Origin of the sequence: Micromonospora sp. NBC_00821 (assembly GCF_036347035.1) — a bacterium.
In the GTDB taxonomy this organism is placed as follows: Bacteria; Actinomycetota; Actinomycetes; order Mycobacteriales; family Micromonosporaceae; genus Micromonospora; species Micromonospora hortensis.
In genome coordinates, this window is sequence record NZ_CP108880.1 from 3,183,206 (window position 1) to 3,207,935 (window position 24,730).

The 24,730-nt window shown below is 69.8% G+C and carries 18 protein-coding genes, 1 pseudogene and 2 riboswitches; of the genes and pseudogenes, 10 read left to right on the forward strand and 9 right to left on the reverse strand.

The genetic code is table 11. The annotated features are described in order from the left end of the window. Positions 1-121: 121 nt before the first annotated feature. Positions 122-1,255, forward strand: a complete 1,134-nt coding sequence (locus OHB44_RS14395) for a tyrosine/phenylalanine carboxypeptidase domain-containing protein (protein ID WP_330440985.1) — start codon at positions 122-124, stop codon at positions 1,253-1,255. Between the two features lie 15 nt (positions 1,256-1,270). On the opposite strand, the gene OHB44_RS14400 is transcribed toward OHB44_RS14395, so the two are convergent. From OHB44_RS14400 to OHB44_RS14410, 3 genes are all read right to left on the reverse strand, one after another. Continuing rightward, positions 1,271-1,606 carry a hypothetical protein gene (locus OHB44_RS14400; protein WP_266302833.1) on the reverse strand — a complete coding sequence of 112 codons (336 nt, stop codon included), beginning with the start codon at positions 1,604-1,606 and terminating at the stop codon, positions 1,271-1,273. A 141-nt stretch (positions 1,607-1,747) separates the two neighbouring features. Then, positions 1,748-2,686: an acetamidase/formamidase family protein gene (locus OHB44_RS14405; RefSeq protein WP_330440986.1), complete on the reverse strand. Its 939-nt coding sequence runs from the start codon at positions 2,684-2,686 to the stop codon at positions 1,748-1,750. 90 nt (positions 2,687-2,776) lie between these two features. Continuing rightward, a complete protein-coding gene (locus OHB44_RS14410; RefSeq protein ID WP_238684947.1) occupies positions 2,777-3,799 on the reverse strand; it encodes a polysaccharide deacetylase family protein in 1,023 nt (340 codons plus the stop codon). A gap of 451 nt (positions 3,800-4,250) precedes the next feature. On the opposite strand from OHB44_RS14410, the gene OHB44_RS14415 reads away from it, so the two are divergent. The 3 genes from OHB44_RS14415 to OHB44_RS14425 all read left to right on the forward strand — a co-directional run bounded on the left by OHB44_RS14415 (position 4,251) and on the right by OHB44_RS14425 (position 11,967). Continuing rightward, on the forward strand, positions 4,251-5,330 hold the full coding sequence (locus OHB44_RS14415) for a glycoside hydrolase family 19 protein (protein WP_238684946.1): 1,080 nt from the start codon (positions 4,251-4,253) through the stop codon (positions 5,328-5,330). Between the two features lie 266 nt (positions 5,331-5,596). Next, positions 5,597-11,212, forward strand: a complete 5,616-nt coding sequence (locus OHB44_RS14420; protein WP_330440987.1) for a GH92 family glycosyl hydrolase — start codon at positions 5,597-5,599, stop codon at positions 11,210-11,212. 95 nt (positions 11,213-11,307) lie between these two features. Further along, positions 11,308-11,967 carry a phosphotransferase gene (locus OHB44_RS14425; RefSeq protein ID WP_330440988.1) on the forward strand — a complete coding sequence of 220 codons (660 nt, stop codon included), beginning with the start codon at positions 11,308-11,310 and terminating at the stop codon, positions 11,965-11,967. 41 nt (positions 11,968-12,008) lie between these two features. Here the strand turns inward: OHB44_RS14425 and OHB44_RS14430 are convergent. From OHB44_RS14430 to OHB44_RS14445, 4 genes and pseudogenes are all read right to left on the reverse strand, one after another. Then, positions 12,009-12,185, reverse strand: a pseudogene (locus tag OHB44_RS14430) (TetR family transcriptional regulator); the annotation flags it as partial. Positions 12,186-12,232: 47 nt separating this feature from the next. Then, positions 12,233-12,829, reverse strand: coding sequence for a histidine phosphatase family protein (locus OHB44_RS14435; RefSeq protein WP_330440989.1), 597 nt, complete (start codon positions 12,827-12,829; stop codon positions 12,233-12,235). Further along, complete coding sequence (locus OHB44_RS14440) at positions 12,826-13,596, reverse strand: CbtA family protein (protein WP_330440990.1); 771 nt, start codon at positions 13,594-13,596, stop codon at positions 12,826-12,828. Before OHB44_RS14440 ends, OHB44_RS14435 begins: the two co-directional genes overlap by 4 nt. Next, entirely contained in the window at positions 13,587-13,790 is a 204-nt protein-coding gene (locus OHB44_RS14445) for a CbtB domain-containing protein (protein WP_238677442.1), read from the reverse strand. Before OHB44_RS14445 ends, OHB44_RS14440 begins: the two co-directional genes overlap by 10 nt. 35 nt (positions 13,791-13,825) lie before the next feature. Further along, a riboswitch (cobalamin riboswitch) is annotated at positions 13,826-13,971 on the reverse strand. A 274-nt stretch (positions 13,972-14,245) separates the two neighbouring features. On the opposite strand from OHB44_RS14445, the gene OHB44_RS14450 reads away from it, so the two are divergent. The 5 genes from OHB44_RS14450 (at position 14,246) to OHB44_RS14470 (ending at position 19,382) form a co-directional block, all read left to right on the forward strand. Further along, a complete protein-coding gene (locus OHB44_RS14450) occupies positions 14,246-15,124 on the forward strand; it encodes an amidohydrolase family protein (protein WP_330440991.1) in 879 nt (292 codons plus the stop codon). A gap of 323 nt (positions 15,125-15,447) precedes the next feature. Further along, positions 15,448-16,455 carry an ABC transporter permease gene (locus OHB44_RS14455; protein WP_238684939.1) on the forward strand — a complete coding sequence of 336 codons (1,008 nt, stop codon included), beginning with the start codon at positions 15,448-15,450 and terminating at the stop codon, positions 16,453-16,455. Between the two features lie 40 nt (positions 16,456-16,495). After that, the gene (locus OHB44_RS14460; RefSeq protein ID WP_091406812.1) at positions 16,496-17,548 is read left to right on the forward strand and encodes an ABC transporter substrate-binding protein; all 1,053 of its coding nucleotides are present in this window, start codon (positions 16,496-16,498) and stop codon (positions 17,546-17,548) included. After that, positions 17,548-18,366, forward strand: coding sequence for an ATP-binding cassette domain-containing protein (locus OHB44_RS14465; RefSeq protein WP_238684938.1), 819 nt, complete (start codon positions 17,548-17,550; stop codon positions 18,364-18,366). Before OHB44_RS14460 ends, OHB44_RS14465 begins: the two co-directional genes overlap by 1 nt. Further along, complete coding sequence (locus OHB44_RS14470) at positions 18,363-19,382, forward strand: aldo/keto reductase (RefSeq protein WP_238684937.1); 1,020 nt, start codon at positions 18,363-18,365, stop codon at positions 19,380-19,382. The genes OHB44_RS14465 and OHB44_RS14470 overlap by 4 nt, the downstream gene beginning before the upstream one ends. Before the next feature lie 10 nt (positions 19,383-19,392). On the opposite strand, the gene OHB44_RS14475 is transcribed toward OHB44_RS14470, so the two are convergent. Both OHB44_RS14475 and OHB44_RS14480 read right to left on the reverse strand, forming a co-directional pair. Next, the gene (locus tag OHB44_RS14475) at positions 19,393-20,115 is read right to left on the reverse strand and encodes a FadR/GntR family transcriptional regulator (RefSeq protein ID WP_238684936.1); all 723 of its coding nucleotides are present in this window, start codon (positions 20,113-20,115) and stop codon (positions 19,393-19,395) included. A gap of 7 nt (positions 20,116-20,122) precedes the next feature. Then, positions 20,123-21,520 carry an enolase C-terminal domain-like protein gene (locus tag OHB44_RS14480; RefSeq protein ID WP_266302825.1) on the reverse strand — a complete coding sequence of 466 codons (1,398 nt, stop codon included), beginning with the start codon at positions 21,518-21,520 and terminating at the stop codon, positions 20,123-20,125. 432 nt (positions 21,521-21,952) lie between these two features. Further along, positions 21,953-22,170, forward strand: a riboswitch (cobalamin riboswitch). Positions 22,171-22,362: 192 nt separating this feature from the next. Between OHB44_RS14480 and OHB44_RS14485 the strand changes: the two genes are divergently transcribed. Next, on the forward strand, positions 22,363-24,681 hold the full coding sequence (locus OHB44_RS14485) for a ribonucleoside-diphosphate reductase subunit alpha (protein WP_330441230.1): 2,319 nt from the start codon (positions 22,363-22,365) through the stop codon (positions 24,679-24,681). Positions 24,682-24,730: the final 49 nt, after the last annotated feature.

The following is a 24,730-nucleotide window of genomic DNA, read 5'->3' on the forward strand; positions in this document are numbered from 1 at the left end:
GGCAATGACCCATCAATGCCTCAACCGTGGCTGATCGTCCGGTTGCTGTCGCCGAACGTCCGTCCGGCGCGACTCTGTGAGAGCATCTCATGCAGCCGTCATGCCGCGAAGGGATCAGACAATGGGCGTCGACCTGGATGCTGTCAACCACGCCACCCGGGTGGTGCTCGACGCCGTTCACCCTGTTCGCTACGCCCACTACATCACGCCCACCAACCTGGCACAGGTGCGCGCGGAGTTTCTGGACGCGTACAACGCCGGCCGTGCCGTGGATCCACTATTCGAATACCCGCCGATACCCGGCCAGCTCGCGGCCGCGCTCGACGCGGCGCGGGCCGCGTCGACGGGGGCGGGGCCGTGGCGAGAGACCCTGGACCGAGAGCTGACATACGCGCGGGCAGGTCTCGCGGCACTGCGTTCTCGTGACCCGGAGGCGATGACGAGCTACTCGCAGAGCCAGTTCGGCGACGTTGCCGCCGCTGCGGTGGCGGGCGCGCGCCGACGCCTGGCAGAGCAGCCACCGACCGTCGACACCGAAGCGACGTGGAGCTCCGATCGGGTGGCAGCCGTCATGGGCCGGGTCCTGGCCGAGCTGGGCCTGGACGATTGGACCATTGATCACAATGACCGCATGGCAGCGCGGATGAGTGTGGTCGGCCGGCGGCGTCAGGTGCGAGTCAAGCGTGGCGTCACTTTCACCGCCGCGACGGTACGGCGACTGATCGTGCACGAGGTCGGTACCCACGTGCTGCGCACGGCCAACGGCATGCGGCAGCCACTGCATCTCCTGGCGCACGGAATCCCCGGCTACCTGGGGACCGAGGAGGGCCTCGCGGTCTGGCACGAGCAGCAGGCGGGGATGACAGATCCCGGTGTCATGCGGCGGTACGCGCTGCGGGTAATTGCCTGTGATACGGCGCTGCGGGCCGGCTTTCGAACCGTTTTCGATGCTGTTCTTCCGCATACCACTGCCGACGAGGCCTTCGATCTCACGCTCCGCGTGAAGCGGGGGCTACTCGACACGTCCGTGCCTGGCGGTTACATCAAGGACCACATCTACCTTGGCGGCTTCATCGAGGTCACTAATCATCTGGAGCGCAACCCAGGTGATCACGATCTGTTGATGGCCTGCAAGTGGCCACTGTCGGAGGTGCCGCTGTTGCGGACACTTCTCGACGACCGGTCGTCGATCCCGCCGCACCATCGGGTCGACAAGGTGGTCGACCTGATTCGGACAGTTGTCGCCGAGGGTTGAGGTGTGAGGCCGCCGTTACTCTGTCTTGAGGACCTCCCACTTGTGATAGAAGGCGGAAATCATCTCGAAAAGCTCCCGAGCGCTCCGCGTCTCGGGACTCTCCGGCCCCCGAAGGAACTTCAGCGATACAGAGTAGATGTTCCACTGCATCAGTGGTTCGACGAGCGCTGTGTAGAGATTCCCGGTGGCTCCGATGAGGACGAAGAAGCTGACGACGGCGTTGAGGGTCTCGACGATTTCCGGCCCGGCCGCCGCAGGGTCGATCTCCCCGGCGTCCACCTGTTGCTGCAGAAAGCCCACCCGCTCCAGCGCGGCACCGGCGTCATCCTTTGACTCGATCGTGACCGGCACTGTGCCTCCTGATCGGTTGTGGAAACCCGGAGCCAGATTAGATGCCATAACGTGAGAATGGTCCGCACTGACCGTTAGCCGACACGCTCGCCTCTGGTGAGGGGACCGCCCGCCCTGGGGGGTTCGGCGTAGCGTTCTTGGTCACCGATCTGGCCAGCGCAGCGCGTCGTCGCGGAGCACCGCGTGCGCGCCGACGATCTGGTTGACGATCTGCGTCACTCGCACGTCGACAGCGATGCTGGCCAGCGCCGCCGCGTCCGCGCGGCTGAGGCCGTGCAGTCGCTGCATCAGTGTCAGCATCGAGTTCAGGGCGGTGAACGTGGCGTCGTCGAGGGAGTCGCCGACACCCAGGGTCAGCCATGCGTCGGGGGTGCGGGCCACCGGGCCGGTGACCGGAAAGTCGTCGCGTACGTCGAAGGTCAACGTCACCTCGTCCATCGGACACTCGATCGCGGTGCCGCCGACCTCGCCGTCACCCTGGGCGGCGTGCCCGTCCCCGACGGAGAACAGCGCGTCGTCCACCGGGATCGGCAGCAGGAGGGTGCTGCCGGCGGTGAGGTCCCGACAGTCCAGATTGCCGCCCGAGGGGCGCGGAGGAGTCGTCGAGTGAAGCCCCGGCTCCGCGGGTGGCATGCCGAGCACTCCCATGAAGGGCCGCAGCGCGATCGTGTGGCCGTGCTGGTTGCGGCCGGTCATCGTCACCGGGTTCAGCGCCCAGGCGTGCACCACCTGTTGGTCCTGCACGCCGTAGCGCTGGTTGAACGCACTCGGCCAGCCGCCGGCCACTGTGGTTCCCCAGCGGCCCGGGACGACCGCGTCGACGCGTACCGCGAGGGTCTGGCCGGCGCGCGCACCGCGGACCGCGACCGGACCGATCAACGCGTGGCCGTGGTCGGGCCGGTGCTGCGCGACCCGGGGTCGGTCCCGGTTCGGCCCGCCCGGGTACGGGCCGGCGGACCACCAGCAGTCCAGGGTGCGATAGGTGACGGTGTCGCCGGGGTCGATGGTGAGCACCGGCGGGAAGTCGGGGGAGAAGTGGCCGTGCAGGCTGTCATCCCCGGGCGTGAGGGTGTGTCGCATCAGTGCAGGCTAGTGGCCAGGTGCGGCGGGCAGGCAGGTGCGCGGTGGGTGCCGGGCGCACCCACCGCGCACGTCTCAACCTGGGCGATGTCAACCCGAGGTGCAGGAGCGGATCTGTGGGCGGGCGCTGCTGTTGCCGTTGGTCATCGTGGTGAAGCCGAAGGTGTTGCCGCTGCCGTTGGACCGCATGGTCATGACTGTCCCGCTGCTGTCCCAGGTGGCGGTGCCGTTCCAGATGGTGGTGACTCGCTGCGGCGAGGTGATGGCAACGACCACCGTCCACGTGCTGGCGCCGCTGACCGTCACCGACGTGTTGTACCGGTCGCCCCAGACGTTGGGGGTCGTGGCGGTCGCGGTGCAGGTGCCGCCGGCGGGCGGCGGGGTGGTGGTGGGCGGCGGGGTGGTGCCGTCCGGCGCGACGGCGCGGCCGGTGGACGGCGAGATCATGCCGGGGCACAGGTTGCGGCTGGTCAGGTTCGCCATGATCTGGGGGATGGCGTCGCGGGTGTTCTGGATCCCGTCGTGCATCAGGATGACCTGACCGGCTTGGAGTCGGCTCGCGTTGGCCACGATCTGGCTGACGCTGGCGCCGTTCCAGTCCTGGGAGTCCACGTCCCAGAGCACCTGGCGCATGCCCAGTGACGACGCGACGGACTGCAACGTGGAGTTGGTCTCGCCGTACGGCGGCCGGAACAGCACCGGTCGGCTGCCGGTGGCCGACTGGATCGCCGAGCTGGTCTGGGAGAGGTCCGACTGCATCTGAGCCTGGCTCATCGAGGTCATGTGGGCGTGGTTCCAGCTGTGGTTGGCCACCCACATGCCGGCGGCCACCTGTGCCTGCGCGGCCGACCGGTTGTTCTGGACGTTCTGCCCGACGTTGAACATGGTGGCTCGTACGCCGTTGGCGCGCAGCACGTTCAGCAGGGAGCTGGTGCTGCCGGTCGGACCGTCGTCGAAGGTGAGGCCGACGTAGCCGTTGCAGGCGGCGGCGCTCGACGGGGTGGAGGTGGCCGCGATGACGACGCCGCACATGGCGACGGCGGTGGCCAGGACGGCGAGCGCCGCGCGCAACCGCCTGGACCACAAGGCCGTGCGGGGGAAGAGCCTGCTCATCTGGTGCCCCTTCGCGCAGGCCCGGACGCGCCCCGGGGCGGGCAGCACGGTCCGGACAGGTGTGGACAAGTGGGTAGGTGGAGCGGAAACCGCAACGAAGCCGATCGCATTGACCTCAGTGGATCGGAGTATTACAGCGAGAATTCCAACGCGTCAACAAGTTCCGGAACATCCTCGGAACAACTCAGGAGGCTGTGCGGCGGTCGGTGCAGGAAGGCCCCGGTCGTCGCTGGAGCTCCGACGCCCTCTCGATCACGTCATTCGGCGGATCTGCCGGTTACGTGATCCGGAAAGTGGCCGGAACTATCGATCGCCGAGCGCCGGGTCCACCGTCGCGCCCGTCGCGCCCGTCGCGCCTAATAGTAAAGATTGTGAACAGAAGATGTTACAGTCATCCCGGTCGATATCCGCTCGGGTTTCGGCCGATGAGGTCCCAGAAAGGAGTGATCACATGGCGAGACTGCGCGCGCTGGTCGCGCTGGCGGCACTGATCGTCGCCGGTGGGCTGGTCGCTGTCATCCCGGCCACCGCCGCCTCGGCGGCGGCCTGCTCGGCTTCGTGGCAGGCCTCGGCCGTCTACTGGGGAGACGCCCAGGTCTCCCACAACGGCCGCAACTACCGGGCGAAGTGGTGGACCCAGAACGAGGCGCCGCCGGGAACGACCGGTGTCTGGGAGGATCTCGGCGCGTGCGGCGGGGGCACCACGCCGCCCACCGGGGGGACGTGCAGCTACCCGAACTGGACCGCCGGGACCTGGTACGCCACCGGGGCGATCGTGCGGTACACGAACGGTTCCTACTACATCGCCGAGCACGACAATCCGGGGTACGACCCCATCGTGAGCACCTGGTACTGGGAGCCCTACACCTGTGGCGGTCAGCCACCGACCACCCCGCCGCCCACCAACCCGGGCGGCTTCGTGGTCACCGAGGCCCAGTTCAACCAGATGTTCCCAGGCCGCAACTCCTTCTACACGTACTCCGGGCTCGTCGCCGCGCTCAGCGCCTACCCGGCGTTCGCGCGCACCGGCAGTGCCACGGTCCAGCGTCAGGAGGCCGCGGCCTTCCTGGCGAACGTCTACCACGAGACCGGCGGGCTCGTGCACGTGGTCGAGCAGAACACCGCGAACTACCCGCACTACTGCGACTACGGCCAGCCGTACGGCTGCCCCGCCGGGCAGGCCGCCTACTACGGGCGGGGGCCGATCCAGCTCAGTTGGAACTTCAACTACAACGCCGCGGGCAACGCCCTCAACCTGCCGCTGCTGACCAACCCGTGGCTGGTGCAGACCGACGCCGCGGTGGCCTGGAAGACCGGTATCTGGTACTGGATGACCCAGAACGGGCCGGGCACGATGACCGCCCACAATGCGATGGTCAACGGCGCCGGGTTCGGCCAGACGATCCGCAGCATCAACGGCTCGATCGAGTGCAACGGCGGAAACCCCGCCCAGGTGCAGAGTCGCGTCACCCGTTACCAGCAGTTCGTCGGCATCCTCGGGGTGTCCGCCGGAGCCAACCTCTACTGCTGAACAGTGGCCGGGCCTCGGCGGACGGCGTCGAGGCCCGGCATCTCGGCCGCCGAGGCCCGGTGAGGGCGGCGGCCGTATCGGCGCGATCAACCCGTTGACACGGCCGTGCTGCGCCCGGAACTATCAGCGGCAGTCCACCCGTCCTGGCTCCCGTTGCTCACGAACTCTCATGACAACGATGTCAGGGCTCCGACCCGCCACCCGATCCACACTGCCCAGACGTTCGACGTACTCGACCCGGTTCGAGTCGAAAGGCTCCGTCCCTCATGTCGCACACCCCCCTTGCGCGCTCCCTCTCACCCCGCCTGATCGCGGCGACGACAGCCGCCCTGCTACCGCTGGGCCTGCTCGTCGCCGCGCCCCTGGCGAACGCCGCCCCCAATCCCGCACAGCCGGGCAACTTCACCTCCTCGTTCGAGTCCGGCGACCCGCAGCCCGCCACCAGCACCGCGGAGGTCGGCCCGAACGGAAAGCCGGTCCAGGCCAACCTGAGCGGCACTGTCGCCACGCTGCCCGGCAGCCTGCTCGGCCAGGTCAGCGCCGTGACCGCGAGCGACGAGAACCCGCCGCGAGAGATCGCCGCGAACCTCACTGACGACGATCCGTCGACCAAGTGGCTCGTGTTCGCGTCCACCGGCTGGGTGACCTACCAACTCGCCAAGCCGGCGACGGTGGCGCGCTACTCGCTGACCGCGGCCGACGACGCACCGACCCGGGACCCGAAGGACTTCGTCATCCAGGGGTCGAACGACGGCAGCACCTGGACCGACCTGGACAAGCGTGCCGGCGAAAAATTCGGCGGGCGCTTCGCCACCAAGACGTACAGCATCACCAACCCGAACGCCTACGGCTTCTACCGGCTCAACATCACCGCCAACTCCGGTGACTCGCTCGTGCAGCTCGCCGACTGGAACATCAGCGACGGCTCAGACGTCCGCCCGCCGGCCACCCCCATGGTCAGCGAGGCGACCGCAGGCCCGAACGGCGGCTACACCACGAAGCCGGACGTCGGGTTCACCGGACTGGCCGCGCTGCGCTACTCCGGCGGTGCCGAGGGCAACGGCCGGTCGTACGCGACGAACAAGCTCTTCGACGTCACCATCCCGGTCGGGCCGGAGACCCGACTGTCGTACAAGCTCTTCCCCGAGTTCACCAGTGGAGACGGCCGGTACCCGTCCACCTACGCCGCCGTCGACCTGCACTTCACCGACGGCAGTTACCTCAGTGGTCGATCGCCCGTCGACCAGCACGGCTACCCGCTCACGGGCGCCGGTCAGGGCGCCTCGAAGGTGCTCTTCGCCGACCAGTGGAACCTGGTGCAGGCCGACCTGGGCGCCGTCGCGCGCGGCAAGGCGATCGACCGCATCCTGCTCGCCTACGACAATCCGCAGGCCACCGGGGCTACCCGCTTCCAGGGTTGGCTCGACGACATCGAGCTGACGGCCGCGCCGGCGTCCATCGACGGCTCGAAGCTGACCAACTACGTCGACACCCGACGGGGCACCAACTCGACGGGCGGCTTCTCGCGCGGGAACAACCTGCCGATCACCGCAGTGCCGAACGGGTTCAACTTCTTCACCCCGGTGACCGACGCGACCTCCGACTCGTGGGAGTACGAGTACCACCGGATCAACAACGAGGCCAACCTGCCCATGCTCCAGGGCCTCGCGATCTCCCACGAGCCCAGCCCCTGGATGGGTGACCGCAACCAGATGTCCGTCATGCCGGTCGTCGGTGGCGGTCCGCTCACCGGTCAGCCAGCCAGTCGTGCGCTCGCCTTCAGTCACGACGACGAGACGGCGCAGCCGGACCTCTACCGCGTCACGCTCCAGAACGGCCTGGTCGCGGAAATGTCGCCCACCGACCACGCCGGGATCATGCGGTTCACCTTCCCCACCGGGCAGGCGACCGGAAGCCTCGTCTTCCACAACGGCACGTTCACCATCGGCACGGACGGCACGTTGACCGGTTGGGTCGACAACGGAAGCGGCCTGTCGGCCGGTCGTAGCCGGATGTTCGTCTCCGGCGCCTTCGACCGGGCGCCGACGGCGTCCGCCGCGACCTCTGCCACCTTCGACATCTCCGGCTCGCGGGAGGTGACGATGCGTCTCGCCACGTCGTTCCTCTCCGTCGACCAGGCGCGCCGCAACCTCGATCTGGAGGTCACCGGCAAGAGCTTCGACCAGATCCACGCCGAGGCGACGGCCGCGTGGAAGGACCGGCTCGGCCGGGTCGAGCTGCGCGGCGCCACCGAGTCGCAGTTGGTCACGATGTTCTCGAACCTGTACCGGCTGAACCTCTACCCGAACTCACAGTCGGAGAACACCGGCACCGCCGCCGCGCCGCGCTGGCAGTACGCGAGCCCGGTCTCGGCGCCGACCGGCGCGTCGACCCCCACCCGGACCGGCGCGAAGGTCGTCGACGGGCAGATCTACGTCAACAACGGCTTCTGGGACACCTACCGCACCGTGTGGCCCGCCTACGCGCTGCTGTACCCGGACGTCGCCGCGAAGATCTCCGACGGCTTCGTCCAGCACTACCGCGACGGCGGCTGGATCGCCCGCTGGTCGTCCCCCGGCTACGCCGACCTGATGACCGGCACCAGCGCGAACGTGGCGCTGGCCCAGGCGTACCTCACCGGGGTCAAGCTGCCCGACCCGCTCGCGGCGTACGACGCGGCCGTCAAGGACGCGACCGTCGCGTCCGGGCGCAGCGCGGTCGGGCGTAAGGGCATCGAGAGCTCCCTGTTCCTCGGCTATACGCCGACGTCCACCGGGGAGTCGGTGTCCTGGGCGCTGGAGGGCTACATCAACGACTTCGGCATCGGCAACATGGGTGCGGCGCTCGCCAAGGACCCGGCCACGCCCAAGTCGGAGCGCGCCCGGCTCAAGGAGGAGTCCCGGTACTTCCTGGAGCGGGCCCGCAACTACGTCCACCTCTTCGACCCGAAGACGAAGCTCTTCCAGGGTCGCGACGCCGCCGGCAACTTCCTCGCCGGTGACCCGCTGGACTGGGGCGGCGTCTACACCGAGACCAACGGGTGGAACTTCGCGTTCACCGCTCAGCAGGACGGCCAGGGTCTGATCAACCTGTACGGCGGGCAGAAGGCGCTGCGGGACAAGCTCGACGCGTTCTTCACCACCCCGGAGAACGCCGACCGCCCCGGTGGGTACGGCGGCGTCATCCACGAGATGCTCGAAGCGCGCGCGGTGCGGATGGGTCAACTCGGCATGAGCAACCAGCCGTCGCACCACATCCCGTACATGTACAACGTGGCCGGCGCGCCCGCCAGGACCCAGGAGACCGTGCGGGAGATCCTGCGGCGTCTCTACGTCGGCAGTGAGATCGGCCAGGGCTACCTGGGCGACGAGGACAACGGCGAGATGTCGTCCTGGTACATCCTCAGCTCGCTGGGCATCTACCCGTTGCAGGCCGGGTCGTCCGAGTGGGCGATCGGCTCGCCGCAGTTCACCAGGATGACAGTGCGCCGCAGCAGCGGCGACATCGTCGTCAACGCGCCGAACAACAGCACGGCGAACGTCTACGTGCAGGACGTGAAGGTCAACGGCAAGAAGCAGCGCGGGCTTTCCCTGGATGTCGCGACGCTCGCCAAGGGCGGCACCATCGACTTCCAGATGGGCCCCAAGCCGTCGTCGTGGGGCACCGGCAGGAACGACGCGCCGCCGTCGCTGACAAAGGGTGACGAGGCGCCGAAGCCGTTGCAGGACGTCACCGGCCCCGGTCTCGGCACCGCGACCGCGACCGGCGCTCAGGACGCGTCGAAGCTGTTCGACGACTCGTCGACCACGCAGCTGACCTTCACCTCGGCGACCCCGCAGATCACCTGGGCCTTCCGTGGTGGCAAGCAGAAGCCGAAGTACTACACGGTCACGTCCGGGGCCGCTGCCGGCGATCCGGCGGACTGGCGCCTGCAGGGCTCCAACGACGGCCTCACCTGGACCACTGTTGACTCCCGCGCCGGCCAGGTGTTCCCCTGGCGCAACCAGACCCGCCCGTACTCGATCGACAGGTCGGGACGGTTCGCCCAGTTCCGCCTCGCCGTCACGAAGACTGTCGGCGCCGCGCAGACCAACCTCGCCGAGGTCGAGCTGCTCGCCGGAGGTGACCTCGACCTCGGTGGCGGCGACATCATCGTCACCGCCGCGGACGGCGTGCACGCGACCACCGGCGTACCCGTCTCGGTGCCGCTGGCCACCGTCACCGGCGGCGACGCCAGCGGCTACCAGGCCACCATCGACTGGGGTGACGGCACGCCGGTCACCGCGGGCACCGTGACGTTGAGCTCGCGGGCCGTCTACCGCATCGCCGGGTCGCACACCTACGCCACGCCCGGCTACCACCAGGCGAACGTCACGGTGACCGACGGCGAGAGCCAGAGCTCCGCGACTGTCGGCGTCGAGGTGGCGTACGCCCCGGCCTCCGGTCTCACCGCCGCGTTCGACAACGTCTGCGTCGGTGACGAAGGGGTCCTGGCGGCGGACTGTGACGCCAAGTCGTGGGCGTACTCGCGGGCCGCCCTGGCGGCCGGTGGTGCCACCCAGGGCCAGGCACATCAGGTCCCCGGAACGGCGCTGCGGTTCACCCTGCCGGTGATTCCGGCCGGGCAGCCGGACAACGCCACCGGCAACGGGGCGACAGTCGTCCTCGACCTTCCGCAGGACGCGAAGAGCATCTCGTTCATCGGCGCCGGAACGCAGGGCAACCAGAACACCACCGGCACGGCGACGTTCAGTGACGGCAGCACGGCCAGCATTCCGATCCAGTTGAGCGACTGGACGCTGGGCGGCAACGCCAACGGCACCCCGTCCTACGGCAACATCGTCGTGGCCCGGACGGCGTACCGATTGCAGGGCACGAGTCGCGACGGCGCCCAGCCGTTCCTCTTCGCCACCGCGCCGTACCAGATCCCGGCAGGCAAGACGCTGGTGTCGGTGACCCTGCCGACGCAGACCGGTGACCCTCGCTCGGCGGGTCGGATTCACGTGTTCGCCGTGGCCAACGACGGCACGCCCGCCCCGGCGCTGACGACCGCCGCCCCGAAGAACCAGACGGCCACCGCCGGGCAGGCCCTCGCGGCGAACCTCGGTGCGGTGACCGGCGGCGTTCCCGGTACGACGGGCTACCGCGCCCGCGTCCAGTGGGGTGACGGCACGGTTCCGGACGACGTGACGATCGGCGCGTCCGGCGCGATGAGCGGCCAGCACACCTACGCACGGGAGGGCACCTACACGGTGCGCGTCACCGCGTGGGACACGTTGTCGAGCAGCACCGAGTCCTTCACCGTGACAGTGGCTCGGGGCGGATCGCAGCCGGCGATCGCCCTGTCCGCGTCCGGCGCCGTCGCCACCGGTGGCGCGATCACCGTCACCGGCAGCGGCTTCGCCGCCGGCGAGCAGGTGACCGTCAGCGTCGGCACCGACCCGGGTCGGATCATGAAGGTCGCGGCCTCCGCGACGGGAACGGTCCGCGCCTCGGTGCCGACCTCCGGTGACGCGCAACCCGGCCGGTACGCCGTCACCGCGACGGGCACGTCCTCGCGTACGCCGGCCACGGCCACCGTCCAGGTGACCGGGGAGCCAGAGGCGCGAACCTACCAGCCGCGGGTGGCGCTGTTGACCACCTCGGGCCCGCGCGGCACGTCGATCATGGTCGACGGTTCCGGGTTCGCGCCGAATGAGGTGGTCACGATCGCCTTCGGGACCGGACTGGCGGTCAGCACCGTGCGCGCGAACGGTGACGGCGTCATCTCTGGCGCGACGGTCAGCGTTCCGGGTGCGGCGAAGGCGGGCGCGACCAGCGTCACGCTGAACGGCGCCACGTCGGCGACGAAGGTGTCCCGACCGTTCACCGTCACCGGCTAGCACCGAGCCGGGGACAGTACAGCCGCGTGGGGCGGGCCGTGATCACGGCCCGCCCCACGCGCTCGTCGTGCAATCCACTGTTAGCGTCGTCTGCCATGGCCGATCACGCGCTGCTCGCCTCGGGGCGCGACGCCGACGTCTACGCGCTCGACGCGTCTCGGGTGCTGCGCCGCTACCGCCAGGGCGGGGACAGCGCGCCCGAGGCGGCGTTGATGGCGTACGTCGCGGCCGCCGGCTACCCGGTGCCCATGGTGTACGACGCCCAGGGACCCGACCTGGTGCTCGAACGCCTCGACGGCGAAACTCTCCTGGCGTCGACGCTCGCCGGGCGCACCGGCATCGGCGCGGCCGCCGACCTGCTCGTGGGCCTGCACGACCGCCTTCACAGCATGCCGGTCCGGTTCAGCGCCGACCCGGCGGACCGCGTCCTGCACCTCGACCTGCATCCACAGAACATCATGGTGACCTCACGCGGGCCGGTGGTCATCGATTGGCGCAACGCGACCGAAGGGCCGGCCGACCTGGACGTGGCCATGACCGCTCTCATCCTCGCCGAGGTGGCGATCAGCACGGACCCGCAGCTCGCCGATCCAGCTCGGGAGGGCCTCGATGCCTTTCAGCGACGCGCCGAGCCGCCCCGGGCCAGCCAACTACGGCACGCCGTGGGTCTGCGTCGGGTCGACCCCGCGCTGTCCGCCGACGAGAAGGCCGCCCTGGGTCGCGCCGCCGCCCTGGTCCACACCCGCGTCGGCTGAGGCAGAGCCGAGCCCCCGGCCGGGCTCAGCGCCACGTTGACGCCCGCGCCGTCGGCGATGTCCCGGACGGTGGTGGCCGCGTAGCCGTCCCGGGCGAAGCGCTGGCGAGCGGCGTCGAGCAGCAACTGCCGGGTCTCGGCCGCGTCCCGACGGCGACGCTGGGCCGGTTCGCCGGCGGTGTGGCTGGTCGCGAGGACAGGCGGTTCTGCTGCTGTCACGACGCGTTCTGCAAGGGCTGCCCACCGACGCGGCGTTCGGTTCGACCTCAACCTGCTCGCGGCGCGCCCAGTCGGAGCTGCCAGCGCGTGCCCTGACTGGTGAGCCGGACGACGGCCAGGGGCTCCACGTCCACCTGCCGGTACGTCGCCACCGGAAGACCGAGGGCGTGCACCACAGCGACCCGGATCACCAGTGGGTGGGTGACCGCTATGACGCGTCCGCCGGCTCGGTGCTGCTCGTCCAACCAGCTTCCGACCCGATCCCGCACGGCCGTGACGGACTCACCGCCGTGCGGCGCGGAGTCCGGAGCGGACAGCCAGTCGTGCAGCGCCTGTGGCTGCGATTCAGCGATCTCCTCAAGCGTCCGTCCGGACCAGATCCCGTAGTCACAGTCGGCCAACGCCGTCTCGATCGTCGGCAGCAGGCCGAAGGCGTCGGCGGTCTGTCGGGCGGCCACCGCGGGACTGGACAGGCAGGTGGCGTTCACGCCGAGGAGCCCACGCCGGTCAGCGCCCGCCTGAGCCTGGGCGAGGGCGGCACGCAGGCCACCCTCGTCCAGGCCGTCGTCGACGCCGCCGAAGCGGGCGCGGCGCAGCGCGACGGTGTGACCGTGGGCGACCAGCCGGAGGCTGGTGCCGGTCACGTGCTCGGCAGTGCGATGCCGGCCCGGCGACGCCGCTCGTGGTGCATCAGGGCCGCGAACAGCAGGCCGATGCCGGTCCAGAGCACGACCTGGGTGCCGAGCGAGGCCAGTCGGAAACTCCACAGCAGGGTCGCCGGGAAGTCCGCCGGAACCTCCTGGAAGGACGGCATCACCACGTACGACACTGCCGTGACCAAGAGGAACCCGCCCACGGCCGCGGCCGCGCGCAACCACGTCGGCGCCTGGGCGCCGACCGACCGGTAGCCCAGCGACCCGGCCCACACGGCCACCAGCCCTAGCACCACCATCAACAGATAGGTGACGGTCCGTTGGTTGATGGTGGCCGGGTCGCCGACCGCCGGTGGGTTCGCCGGGTACTTGAGGAACGGCACGATCACCGCGCCGAGCAGCGCCGCGCCGGCCAGCAGCAGACCCGACCGTCCGTCGTCGTCGCCGCGCCGCCGACGGGACAGCAGGACGTACGCCGTGGCCAGCAGGCCACCCATCGCGGCCCCGAACAGGCCGGTGGCCAGGAACAGCCCGCCGCGCTGACCCGTCCGGCCGACCAGGGCGTCCTCGTGATCGTGCGCACCAGCGGCGGGCTCGGCGTGCGCCGCCGCCTCCTCGATGGCGATGGCCGCCTCGACGTGCGGTTCGCCGGCGACGTACGCGAACGCACCGGCCAGCAGGCCGGCGATCAGGCCAGCCAGCAGCCCGCGGACGAGGACGGCGAGGAACGGGGGAGCGGCGGTGGTGTTCAGTGGCACGGGACGCCCAGCAGGTGCCGGCCGTCGTGCATCAACTCGTGCAGGTACATCCCGCTGCGCGACACCGCGCCCTGGTCGAAGGCGACGAGATACGCCAGCAGGGTGAGTGCGGCAACGGTCGCCAGAGCTGTCCACAGCAGACGGGCACTGCCAGCGGGGTGCACCACCGGCTGGCTGGAAGCGGAGCTAGACATGAATACACGAACCTCCCCAGGGATGACGCGTCCCCATCGCAAGGCTGCGGACGACCGAGCGTCCTGGCTCGCGGCCCCCAGGTGTGGTTGGGGAACCGCTCACAGTGGCGCGACCGCGCCGGATTCACACCGGCTTCCCTCGCGTCGCCGCAGATAGTGGGTCGACGGTATCGGTGCCGCCTCAGGCGGTCAACCCGGGCCCCGCGCCCCGAACGCGTCCACATACCGGTACGCCGACGAGGCGGATCGGCCGCAGGTGCCAGTGGATTCGTCAGACCAAAAGGCGACACTGCCGGAAGCCGGTCGTGACGCGCGTTCCGGGACTCAACAACAGACTGTTACCGCTAACATGGTCAACCTGCCAGATCGACTCTGTGGCTCCGGGTTGACCCGGAGGGCTCGATCAGCGGCTGGGCGGGGTGTGGGGTGGACGAGAACGCGCCAGGGCGGGTCCCGTGACGACCGGTGACGTCGCGCGACGACCGGGCATCGTCGACGCGCATCATCACCTCTGGGTCCGGGCGCGGCACCCACAGCCCTGGATCGATCCGCGCACCATGGCCGCGATCGACGACGACTTCACGCCGCTCGAGCTCGCCCCGGCGACCCGGGCCGCAGGGGTCACCCAGACCGTTGTCGTTCAGTCCGTCGCCGTCCGGTCGGAGACGCCCGAGTTGCTCGGCATCGCGGCCGACGACCCGCTCATCGCCGGGGTCGTCGGCTGGGTCGACCTGAGCGCCGCCGATGTCGACCGCCGCCTTGCCCGACTCCGCAGGGCGCGCGGCGGCGAACGACTGGTCGGGATCCGGCACCTGGTCCAGTCCGAACCCGACCCGACCTATCTCGACCGTCCCGACGTGCGGCAGGGCATCGCCGCGGTCGGTGCCGCCGGCCTCGCCTTCGACCTCCTGGTTCGCCACAGTCAGCTGCCGGCGGCCGTCCGGCTCGTCCGCGACATGCCCCAGGTGCGGTTCGTCCTGGACCACCTCGGCAAGCCCCCGCTCGGGCGTGCCGATCTCGGTGACTGGCAGCGCGACCTGCGGGCGCTCGCGGCCGAGGCCAACACCACGGCGAAGCTCTCCGGCCTGGTGACCGAGGTGGACGGCGGGTCCTGGACGGCGTCCGACCTGCGGCCCGCGGTCGAGTACGCCCTCGACGTGTTCGGGCCGGATCGGCTGATGTTCGGCTCGGACTGGCCGGTGTGCCTGCTCGCCACCTCGTACACCCGCTGGGTCGCCGTTCTGGGTGATCTGCTGGATCCGCTTTCCGACGATGAGCGGGCCGCGGTCTGGCGTCAGACCGCCGGCCGGGTCTACCGGCTGGCCCCGTCCTGAGACGGCAGCGCCCTTTTCGACCTGGGGACATAGCATGTTATCGATAACATGCTAGCGGCGGCAGTCGATGTCGATTTGGTCTGACGTATGGCTTCGATGGCGCAGGTAACGATGGCAAAACATGCTCGCAAGACCTTGGCAACATACGTGAATGCGTGGCAAGGTAACGCCTGATCGTGGGAAACATCCGACCTATCTCCAAGGGGTGTGCGGGCGCCTAGCCGCACCGCCGTCCGAGCGGGGTCGGTCGCTCACAGGCGTTCGGCTCGTCGGCGGGTCCCCGTCGGACGCCGGCGCCACGCTTGGGGAGGTCAGGTCCGACGATGAGTAGCGCCGAGGCAACCGCCGGCACGCAGCGCGGCGAACTCAGCGACTGGTTCCGGGAACGGATCTCCCACGCCGTCTCCGAGTTTACCGCCGCGACCGCGCTGGTCGTCCTGTTCATCGCCCTGTCCTTCGCGAGTCCCTACTTCCTGACAGCCGACAACCTCTTCAACATCGGGGCCCAGACGGCGGTGATCGCCATCATCGCCACGGCCCAGACGATGGTCATCATCACGAAGGGCATCGACCTGTCGGTGGGATCGGTCGCCGCGCTCGCCGGCGTGTTGGGCGCGATGGTCGTGCGCGACCTCGGCTTCTCGCTCTGGGCGGCCACGGCTGTCGCCATCGGCGTCGGCGCGTTGGCCGGGCTGTTGAACGGGCTGCTCGTCACGGTGGCCCGGATTCCGCCGTTCATCGCGACGTTGGGGACGATGTCCGTGGGCCGCGGCCTCGTCTTCATCATCACCGGAGCCGTCGGCGTCTACGGCCTGCCCCGATCCTTCCAACTGCTCGGCAACGGGCAGATCCTCGGCATCCCGTTCGCCGTGGTGATCACCGTCCTGGTTGCCGTCGGGGTCGCCTTTCTGCTCTCCCAGACCCGCTTCGGTCAGTACACCTACGCGATGGGCTCCAATCTGGAGGCAGCCCGCCGCTCCGGCATCCGGGTCGGGCGGCACCTCACCGGGGTGTACGTGCTGGCCGGCGTGCTGGTCGGGCTGGGCGGCATGATCGCCGCGTCCCGGGTCAACTCCGGCCAGCCCAACTACGGGATCTCGCTGGAACTCGACGTCATCGCCGCCGCCGTCATCGGCGGAGCCAGCCTGTTCGGTGGGCAGGGCCGGATCGTCGGAACCATCATCGGCGCGTTCCTCATCGCCCTGGTCCGCAACGGCGCCGTCCTGCTCGACATCAGCATCCACTACCAGCAGGTGATCGTCGGCGTGATCATCTGGGCCGCCGTCTACTTCGACCAGTACCGCCGCCGGCGGCTGGAATCACGGGGTTGACATGCCATTCCGAGAGTCCGAACGAGGAAGGACACACACCATGGCACACACCACCACCAGCCGGCGGACGCGAGGACGACTCCTGCGCGCGCAGGCGATCCTGGCCGCGGCTGCGGCGACCGCCCTGCTCAGCGCCTGCGGCGGGGTCGAGGTCCGGGACGGCGGCGACGGCGCGACCAAGGACGCGAGCGGCCCGTTGAAGCTCGCCGTCGTACCCAAGGCGGTCGGAGCCGACTACTGGAACACGGTCAAGGCCGGCGCCGAGTGCGCCGCGCAGCGCGCCGGGGACGTCACCGTCCAGTGGGACGGGGTGACCACCGAGACCGACGTCGAGGGCCAGGTCAACCTGATCCAGAACTTCGTCACCAAGAAGGTCGACGGCATCGTCTACGCGGCGACCGACTCCAGCGCGCTGGCACCGGCGACCGACAAGGCGCTCAGCGCCAACATCCCGGTCGCCATGATCGACTCCGGCACCAGCCCGCAGCCGTCGAACGTGCCCCTCTTCGCCACCGACAACCGCGCATCGGCGACCGAGGCGGCGAAGCTGCTCGCCACCGAACTCGGCCCCGGCAACCACGAGGTGGCGCTCGTCGAGTTCCAGCCCGGATCCCAGACCAACACCGAGCGGGTCGACGGCTTCAAGGCCGGTCTCGCCCAGTACCCCAACCTGAAGCTGGTCGGCCAGCAGCCGAGCCGCAGTGACGTCAACGAAGCCCGACGCGTCACCGAGAACATCCTCACCGCCAACCCCAAGCTCGCCGGCGTCTTCGCCGCCAACGAGCCGAGCGTGCTCGGTGCCGCGCAGGCCATCCAGGCCGCCGGCAAGTCCGGCAAGGTGGTCATCATCGGCTGGGACGCCGCCCCGGACGAGATCGCCGGAGTGCGCAACGGCCAGATCTCGGCGCTCGTCGTGCAGAACCCGTTCAAGATGGGCTACTTCGGCGTCGACAAGATGGTCAAGCACCTCCGGGACAAGGCGCCGCTGGCATCGGCCGACACCGGCGTCACGTTCGTCACCAAGGAGAACATCGACTCGGCGGAGATCAAGGCGGTGCTCGAGCCCAGCTGCGCCAACCCGCCGGTGCAGTGATGGGTGGCACTCCAACGGCCACCGCCGACAGCGACCAGCAACCCACCGAGACGGAACCGCCGGTCCTCGAGGCACGCGGCATCGTCAAGCGGTTCGGGCACGTCGAGGCGTTGCGGGGCGCCGACTTCACGGTCCGCCGCGGTGAGGTCGTCGCGTTGATCGGTGACAACGGCGCCGGCAAGAGCACCCTGATCAAGACCCTGTCCGGTGTGCATCCGCCGGACGAGGGCGAGATCCGGGTCGGCGGCCGTCCGGTCCAGTTCTCCACCCCGGTCGATGCCCGACGGGCCGGGGTGGAGACCGTCTACCAGGACCTCGCCGTCGCCGACGACCTCAGCGTGGCCGCCAACCTGTATCTCGGCCGGGAGATCCTCCGCTCCGGACCACTCGGCCGGCTCGGACTGTTGGACAAACGCGCCATGCGCCACGGCGCCGCCGCCGCCCTCGACGAACTCGGCGTACGGATCCCCCGGGTCACCACCCCGATCGCGATGCTCTCCGGTGGGCAGCGGCAGTGCGTGGCGGTGGCCCGGGCCATCATCTGGGCGACAAACGTGGTCATCCTCGACGAGCCCACAGCGGCCCTGGGTGTGGTCCAGACCGGGCGGGTGCTCGACGTCGTCCGGCGTGCCCGCGACGCCGGCATGTCGGTGGTGCTGGTGAGCCACAACATGCCTCAGGTGCTCGAGATCGCCGACCGGGTCGAGGTCCTGCGCCTCGGTCGACGCGCTGCCCAACTCCGCGCCGACGAGGTCACCACCGACGATCTGGTCGCGGCGATGACCGGCAGCACCAGCGTGGATCGGGACGAGCGGTGACGGCTGCCGTCCAGCGGGGCGCGCAGGATCCCGGCCGTCGGGCGACCTCGAACGCCGTCGGGTCGCCGTTGCGGCTGAGCCCACTGGGCTTCGGCGCCTCGCAGGGCGGCAATCTCTACCGGGCGACGTCGGACGAGCAGTTCGCCGCCGCCGTGGACACCGCGTGGGCGGGCGGCATCCGATACTTCGACACGGCGCCGCACTACGGGCTGGGCCTGTCCGAACGACGCCTGGGCGCGGCCCTGCGCTTACGCCCGCGCGGCGAGTACGTGGTGTCGACGAAGGTCGGCCGGCTGCTCGTGCCGTCCCCGGAGACGGCACACCGGCGGGATCCGGAGGGGTTCGACGTCCCCGCCGACCATCGCCGGGTCTGGGACTTCAGCCGCGACGGCGTACGCCGTTCCCTGGAGGCGAGCCTTCGGCGCACCGGCCTGGACCGGATCGACGTGGTGTACCTGCACGACCCGGACGAGCACTGGGAGCAGGCCGCCCGCGAGGCGATCCCGGCGTTGGTGGAGCTGCGGGAGCAGGGCGTCATCGGTGCCGTCGGGGCGGGGATGAACCAGTCCGCGATGCTGGCCCGTTTCGTGGCGGAGACCGACGTGGACGTGGTGATGTGCGCCGGCCGGTACACCCTGTTGGAGCAGGGCGCGTTGACCGACCTGCTGCCCGTCGCGCAGACCCACGACGTCGGTGTGGTGGTCGCCGGGGTCTACAACTCCGGGCTGCTGGCCCGGGACATGCCGCCGCCCGACGCCGTCTACGACTACCAGCAGGCGCCGGCAGAGGTGATCGACCAGGCCCGCCGGATAGCGCGGGTCTGTCAGATGTACGGCGTCACGCTGCCTCAGGCGGCGTTGGCGTTCGTCCGTCGTCACCCGGCCGTCGTCTCGACAGTGGTCGGCATGCGGGACGAGGCACAGGTGACCGAGACCCTGCGTCGAGCCGGTGTCGACGTCCCAGATCAGCTCTGGACGGCGTTGTACGACGAAGGGCTGCTCGACGTGCAGCCGTGAGGGGCGGCCGTCACGACCGGGCCGTCACGATGCTCGCGTCGGCGTCGTCGGGTAACCCCTGCAACGACTCCTCCACGCCGATCAGGTGGTTGGCCATCCGGGTGCGCGCCCGCTCCGGGTCGCGCGCCACGAGGGCCTTCAGGATCGCCACGTGTTCGTGATGGGTGCGCAGGTCCGCGCCCTCCTCGTGCAGACTCCGCCAGAGCCGGCCACGGATGGTGCGCCCGGCGAACGCTTCGATCAGGCCGACGAGCACCGGATTCTCGGCGTGCACCGAGATGATCCGGTGGAAGGCGATGTCGATCTCCATGATCCGCTCGTGGTCCGGCGGTGACTGGCCGATCAACCGGGCCGCCTCGTCGAGCAGGTCACCCGCCTGGGCCAGGGCCTCGTCGGTGATCCTGGTCGCCGCCAGGCAGGCGGCCTCGCACTCCAGCAGCCGGCGAACGGTGTGGATGTGCCGGGGGTCGCCCTGGCCCTGGAAGTCCACCACGAAACCCATCGGCGCCAGCAGTTGTGGCGCGTCGAGGTTGGTGACGTAGGTGCCGTCGCCCTGGCGGATGTTGACGATGCCCAGAATCGACAGGGCCGACATCCCCTCGCGCAGAGACCCACGCGAGACACCGAGCTGCTCGGCGAGGTCCTTCTCGATGGGCAACCGGTCCCCGGGCCTGAACTGCCCTTCGAGGATCATCCGCTTGATGCCGTTGACCACTTCGTCAGTGCGAGACATGATCCCCCTAGCGGCCGGCGGGGGTGGCCTTCCCACCCGCAGTCACGTACGCCGCCTCCGGAGATGACACGGTAGTCGGGTCTGTCGCCGCCCAGTAGTGGCCGTCGGGAAAGCGGTAGAGCGCTACCGACTCCTGACGCATCCGGGTGGAGTAGCCGGGCTGGCTGGGCAGGACGTATCCGCTGCCGGAGCCGGTGTCCCGGATGATGCAGGGATCGGTGAAGTGCTCGTGCAGGTGGTCGACGAACTCGGTGACCCGGTTGGTGAGGTCTCCCGAGACCGCGACGTAGTCGAGCACCGACACGTGTTGGACCATCTCGCACAGGCCGACACCGCCGGCGTGTGGGCACACCGGGACGTCGAACTTCGCGGCGAGCAGCAGCACGGCGACGATCTCGTTGATGCTGGCCAACCGGCCGGTGTCGAGCTGGCAGAAGTCGATGGCCTCGGCCTGGAACAGCTGCTTGAACATCACCCGGTTGTGGCAGTGTTCGCCGGTGGCGACGCCGATCGGAGCGACGGCGCGGCGGACGGCGGCGTGGCCCAGGATGTCGTCGGGGCTGGTCGGCTCCTCGATCCACAGTGGCGTGAACTGCGCGAGGGCGGTGACCCAGTCGATGGCCTGACCGACGTCCCACACCTGGTTGGCGTCGATCATCAGGTTGCGATCCGGCCCGAGGATCTCGCGTGCGATAGCGCATCGGCGGATGTCGTCGTCGAGGTTGGCGCCCACCTTGAGCTTGACGTAGCCGTAGCCGGTGTCCACCGCCTCCTGGCACAGCCGGCGCAGCTTGTCGTCGCCGTAGCCGAGCCAACCCGCGGAGGTGGTGTAGGCGGGGTAGCCGGTCCGGTCGAGCTCGGCGAGGCGGGCGGCCTTCGTGCCCTCCTTGGCCCGCAGGATGGCCAGTGCCTCGTCGCGGGTCAGCGCGTCGGACAGGTAGCGCAGGTCCGCGATGTCGACGAGTTGCTCGGGGGACATGTCGACGAGCAGCCGCCACAGCGGCTTGTCGGCGAGTCGGGCGACCAGGTCCCACGACGCGTTCAACACGGCGGCCAGGGACAGATGGACGACACCCTTCTCCGGGCCGAGCCAGCGCAGTTGCGAGTCGGAGGTGAGGAGGCGGTAGACAGCGCCCATGTCCGCTGCCATCGTCGCCACGTCCAGGCCCACCAGGAGCTGTGCCTGGTGGACCGCCGCCGCCGCGACGATGTCGTTGCCTCGGCCGATGGTGAAGGTCAGGCCGTGCCCCGCGAGTGGCGCGCCCGCGCCGTCGACGCCGTCGGTGTGCAGGACGACGTAGGCCGCCGAGTAGTCGCCGTCCTTGTTCATGGCGTCTGACCCGTCAGCGGTCAGGGAGGTGGGGAAGCGGACGTCTTCGACGGTGACGGCGGTGATCTGCGGCATGCGCTCCTCGCCCGGCTCGGCTAAAGATCAGATGATCACTGGGAGTATACGGAGGGCTTCTCCAGCCCGTCAACGATGTCGATCACCGTAGGCCCACAGACGTATGATGTTTGCGCCGCAGGGTCGTTCCGCCTTATCGCCCATCGTGCCGGTAGACGGGCGAAGGTGGCGGGGGTGGCGGGTTGTGGAGATTGGATGTTCCCCCTCGCGCCAAGGCATTGACGTCGACGCATGGGAGCACTCTACGGTGCCGTGGCCTCGATACATCAAATCTTTGTCGACTGTCGACACGCGCGTGGAGAGTCCGGTCTCTGGTGCCCGGCCTCGGTCGGCGTGGGGTGGTCGGCCGGGGTGGTGACGGTGGTCACCGAGTGAGTCGCCGACACGCCCGAGACCGACATGTGGGGTGTGACAACGGCTGTGTCCCTATATATGGTGTCGAGCGCAGCTGGTTCGGCCGCTCATCCGGGGCGGTCGAGGCAACAGGGAACCCGGTGGAAATCCGGGACTGTCCCGCAGCGGTGAGTGGGAACGACCGCCGTCATCAGCACTGGGCCACCAATCGGCCTGGGAAGCGACGGCCAGTAGGAGACCGGCGGAGTCCGGTCGTGCCCGCGAGTCCGAAGACCTGCCAGCGCGCCGCGTACCCGCACCCGGGTGCGCGGCGGTCCGAGGCCGCGTGGGACGGCCGACGCCACCTGACCCACGCCGTGCCGGCGTGGCGTCCGCCGGTGTCTGTCTCCTCGCGTCCGGACCACCAGGTCTCGAACTCCGAGGAGCGAGTGGTGACAGTCACCGAGGTAGTCCCGGCCAGCGGCGACGCGATCCTGCGGCGGACGCCGATGCAGGTCCGCAAGCGCGACGGCGGCACCGAACCCGTGGACGTGAACAAGATCGTCCGGGCGGTCGAGCGGTGGGCCGACGATCTGACCGACGTCGACCCGATGCGGGTGGCCACCCGCACCATCAGCGGCCTCTACGACGGCGCGACCACTGCCGAACTGGACCGGCTGTCCATCCAGACCGCTGCCGAGATGATCGGTGAGGAGCCGCAGTACTCGCGTCTCGCCGCGCGGCTGCTGGCCGGCTACGTCGACAAGGAGGTGCGTCGACAGGGCATCACCTCGTTCAGCGCGGCGATCCGGGCCGGCCACGCCGAGGGCCTGATCGGTGACGACACCGCCGCGTTCGTCGACGCACACGCCGCGACGCTCGACCACGCCATCGACCCGGACGGCGACCGCCGGTTCGAGTACTTCGGCCTGCGTACCGTGTCCGACCGCTACCTGCTGCGCCACCCCACCAGCCGGCTGGTGCTGGAGACCCCGCAGTACTGGCTGCTGCGGGTGGCCTGCGGCCTGGCCCGGACGGCGGACGAGGCGGTCGGCTTCTACCGGCTGATGTCCAGCCTGGCCTACCTGCCCAGCTCACCGACCTTGTTCAACTCCGGGACGCGGCACACCCAGATGTCCTCCTGCTACCTGGTCGACTCCCCGCTCGACGAGCTGGACTCCATCTACCAGCGGTACGCCCAGGTTGCCAACCTGTCCAAGTTCGCCGGTGGCATCGGCATCGCGTACTCCCGGGTCCGCTCCCGCGGCGCGTTGATCCGGGGCACGAACGGGCAGTCCAACGGGATCGTGCCGTGGCTGCGCACGCTGGACGCGAGCGTCGCCGCGGTGAACCAGGGTGGCCGGCGCAAGGGCGCGGCCTGCGTCTACCTGGAGCCGTGGCACCCGGACATCGAGGAGTTCCTGCAACTGCGGGACAACACCGGCGAGGACGCCCGGCGTACCCACAACCTCAACCTGGCCAACTGGGTTCCGGACGAGTTCATGCGCCGGGTCGAGGCCGACGAGCTGTGGTCGCTGTTCGACCCGAACGAGGTGCCCGATCTGCCCGACCTGTGGGGGGAGCGGTTCGACGCCGCGTACCGGGAGGCCGAGGCGCACGGCCGCTACGTGCGGCAGGTTCCGGCACGGGAGCTGTACGGGAAGATGATGCGGACCCTCGCCCAGACCGGCAACGGCTGGATGACCTTCAAGGACGCCGCCAACCGGCTCTGCAACCAGACCGCCGAGCCGGGCAACGTGGTGCACCTGTCGAACCTCTGCACCGAGATCGTCGAGGTGTCCAGTGACGCCGAGACCGCCGTGTGCAACCTCGGCTCGGTGAACCTCGCCGCACACCTCACCGACGGCGGCATCGACTGGGAGCGGCTGCGCGCCACGGTGCGGACCGCGGTGACCTTCCTCGACCGGGTCATCGACATCAACTACTACCCGACCGCGCAGGCGGCGGCGAGCAACCCCCGCTGGCGGCCGGTCGGGCTCGGGCTGATGGGCCTACAGGACGTGTTCTTCGCGCTGCGGCTGCCGTTCGACTCGCCGGCCGCCCGCGAGCTGTCCACCCGGATCAGCGAGGAGCTGTACCTGACCGCGCTGGAGACCTCCGCCGACCTGGCGCGCGACTTCGGCGCGCACCCGGCGTACCCGCAGACCCGGGCCGCGCGAGGCCAGCTCCAGCCCGACCTGTGGGGTGTCGAGGGTACGCAGACCGCGCGGTGGGACGCGCTGCGCGAGCGGGTCGAGGCGTACGGGCTGCGCAACTCGCTGCTCGTGGCGGTCGCACCGACCGCGACCATCGCCTCGATCGCCGGGTGCTACGAGTGCATCGAGCCGCAGGTGTCCAACCTGTTCAAGCGCGAGACCCTGTCGGGGGAGTTCCTCCAGGTCAACACCGCTCTGGTACGCGAGCTGAAGGCCCGCGGTCTGTGGACCGAGCGGATTCGTTCGGCGATCAAGCGGGCGGAGGGGTCGGTGCAGGACATCGCCGAGCTGCCGGCCGGCGTACGGGAGTTGTTCCGCACCGCGTGGGAGCTGCCGCAGCGGGCGCTGATCGACCTGGCTGCCGCCCGCGCCCCGTTCATCGACCAGTCCCAGTCGTTGAACCTGTTCCTGGCCGCGCCGACCATCGGCAAGCTCTCCTCGATGTACCTGTACGCGTGGAAGGCCGGGCTGAAGACCACCTACTACCTGCGCTCGCGCCCCGCGACGCGGATCCAGCAGGCCACCGTCAGCGCCGTCGCACCCGTCGTCGTCGACGCGGAGGCGCTGGCCTGCTCGCTGGAGAACCCCGAGTCGTGCGAGGCCTGCCAGTGACTCCCGCCGACGCCGCCACCACCGATGCCAGCACCACCGACACGAGGAC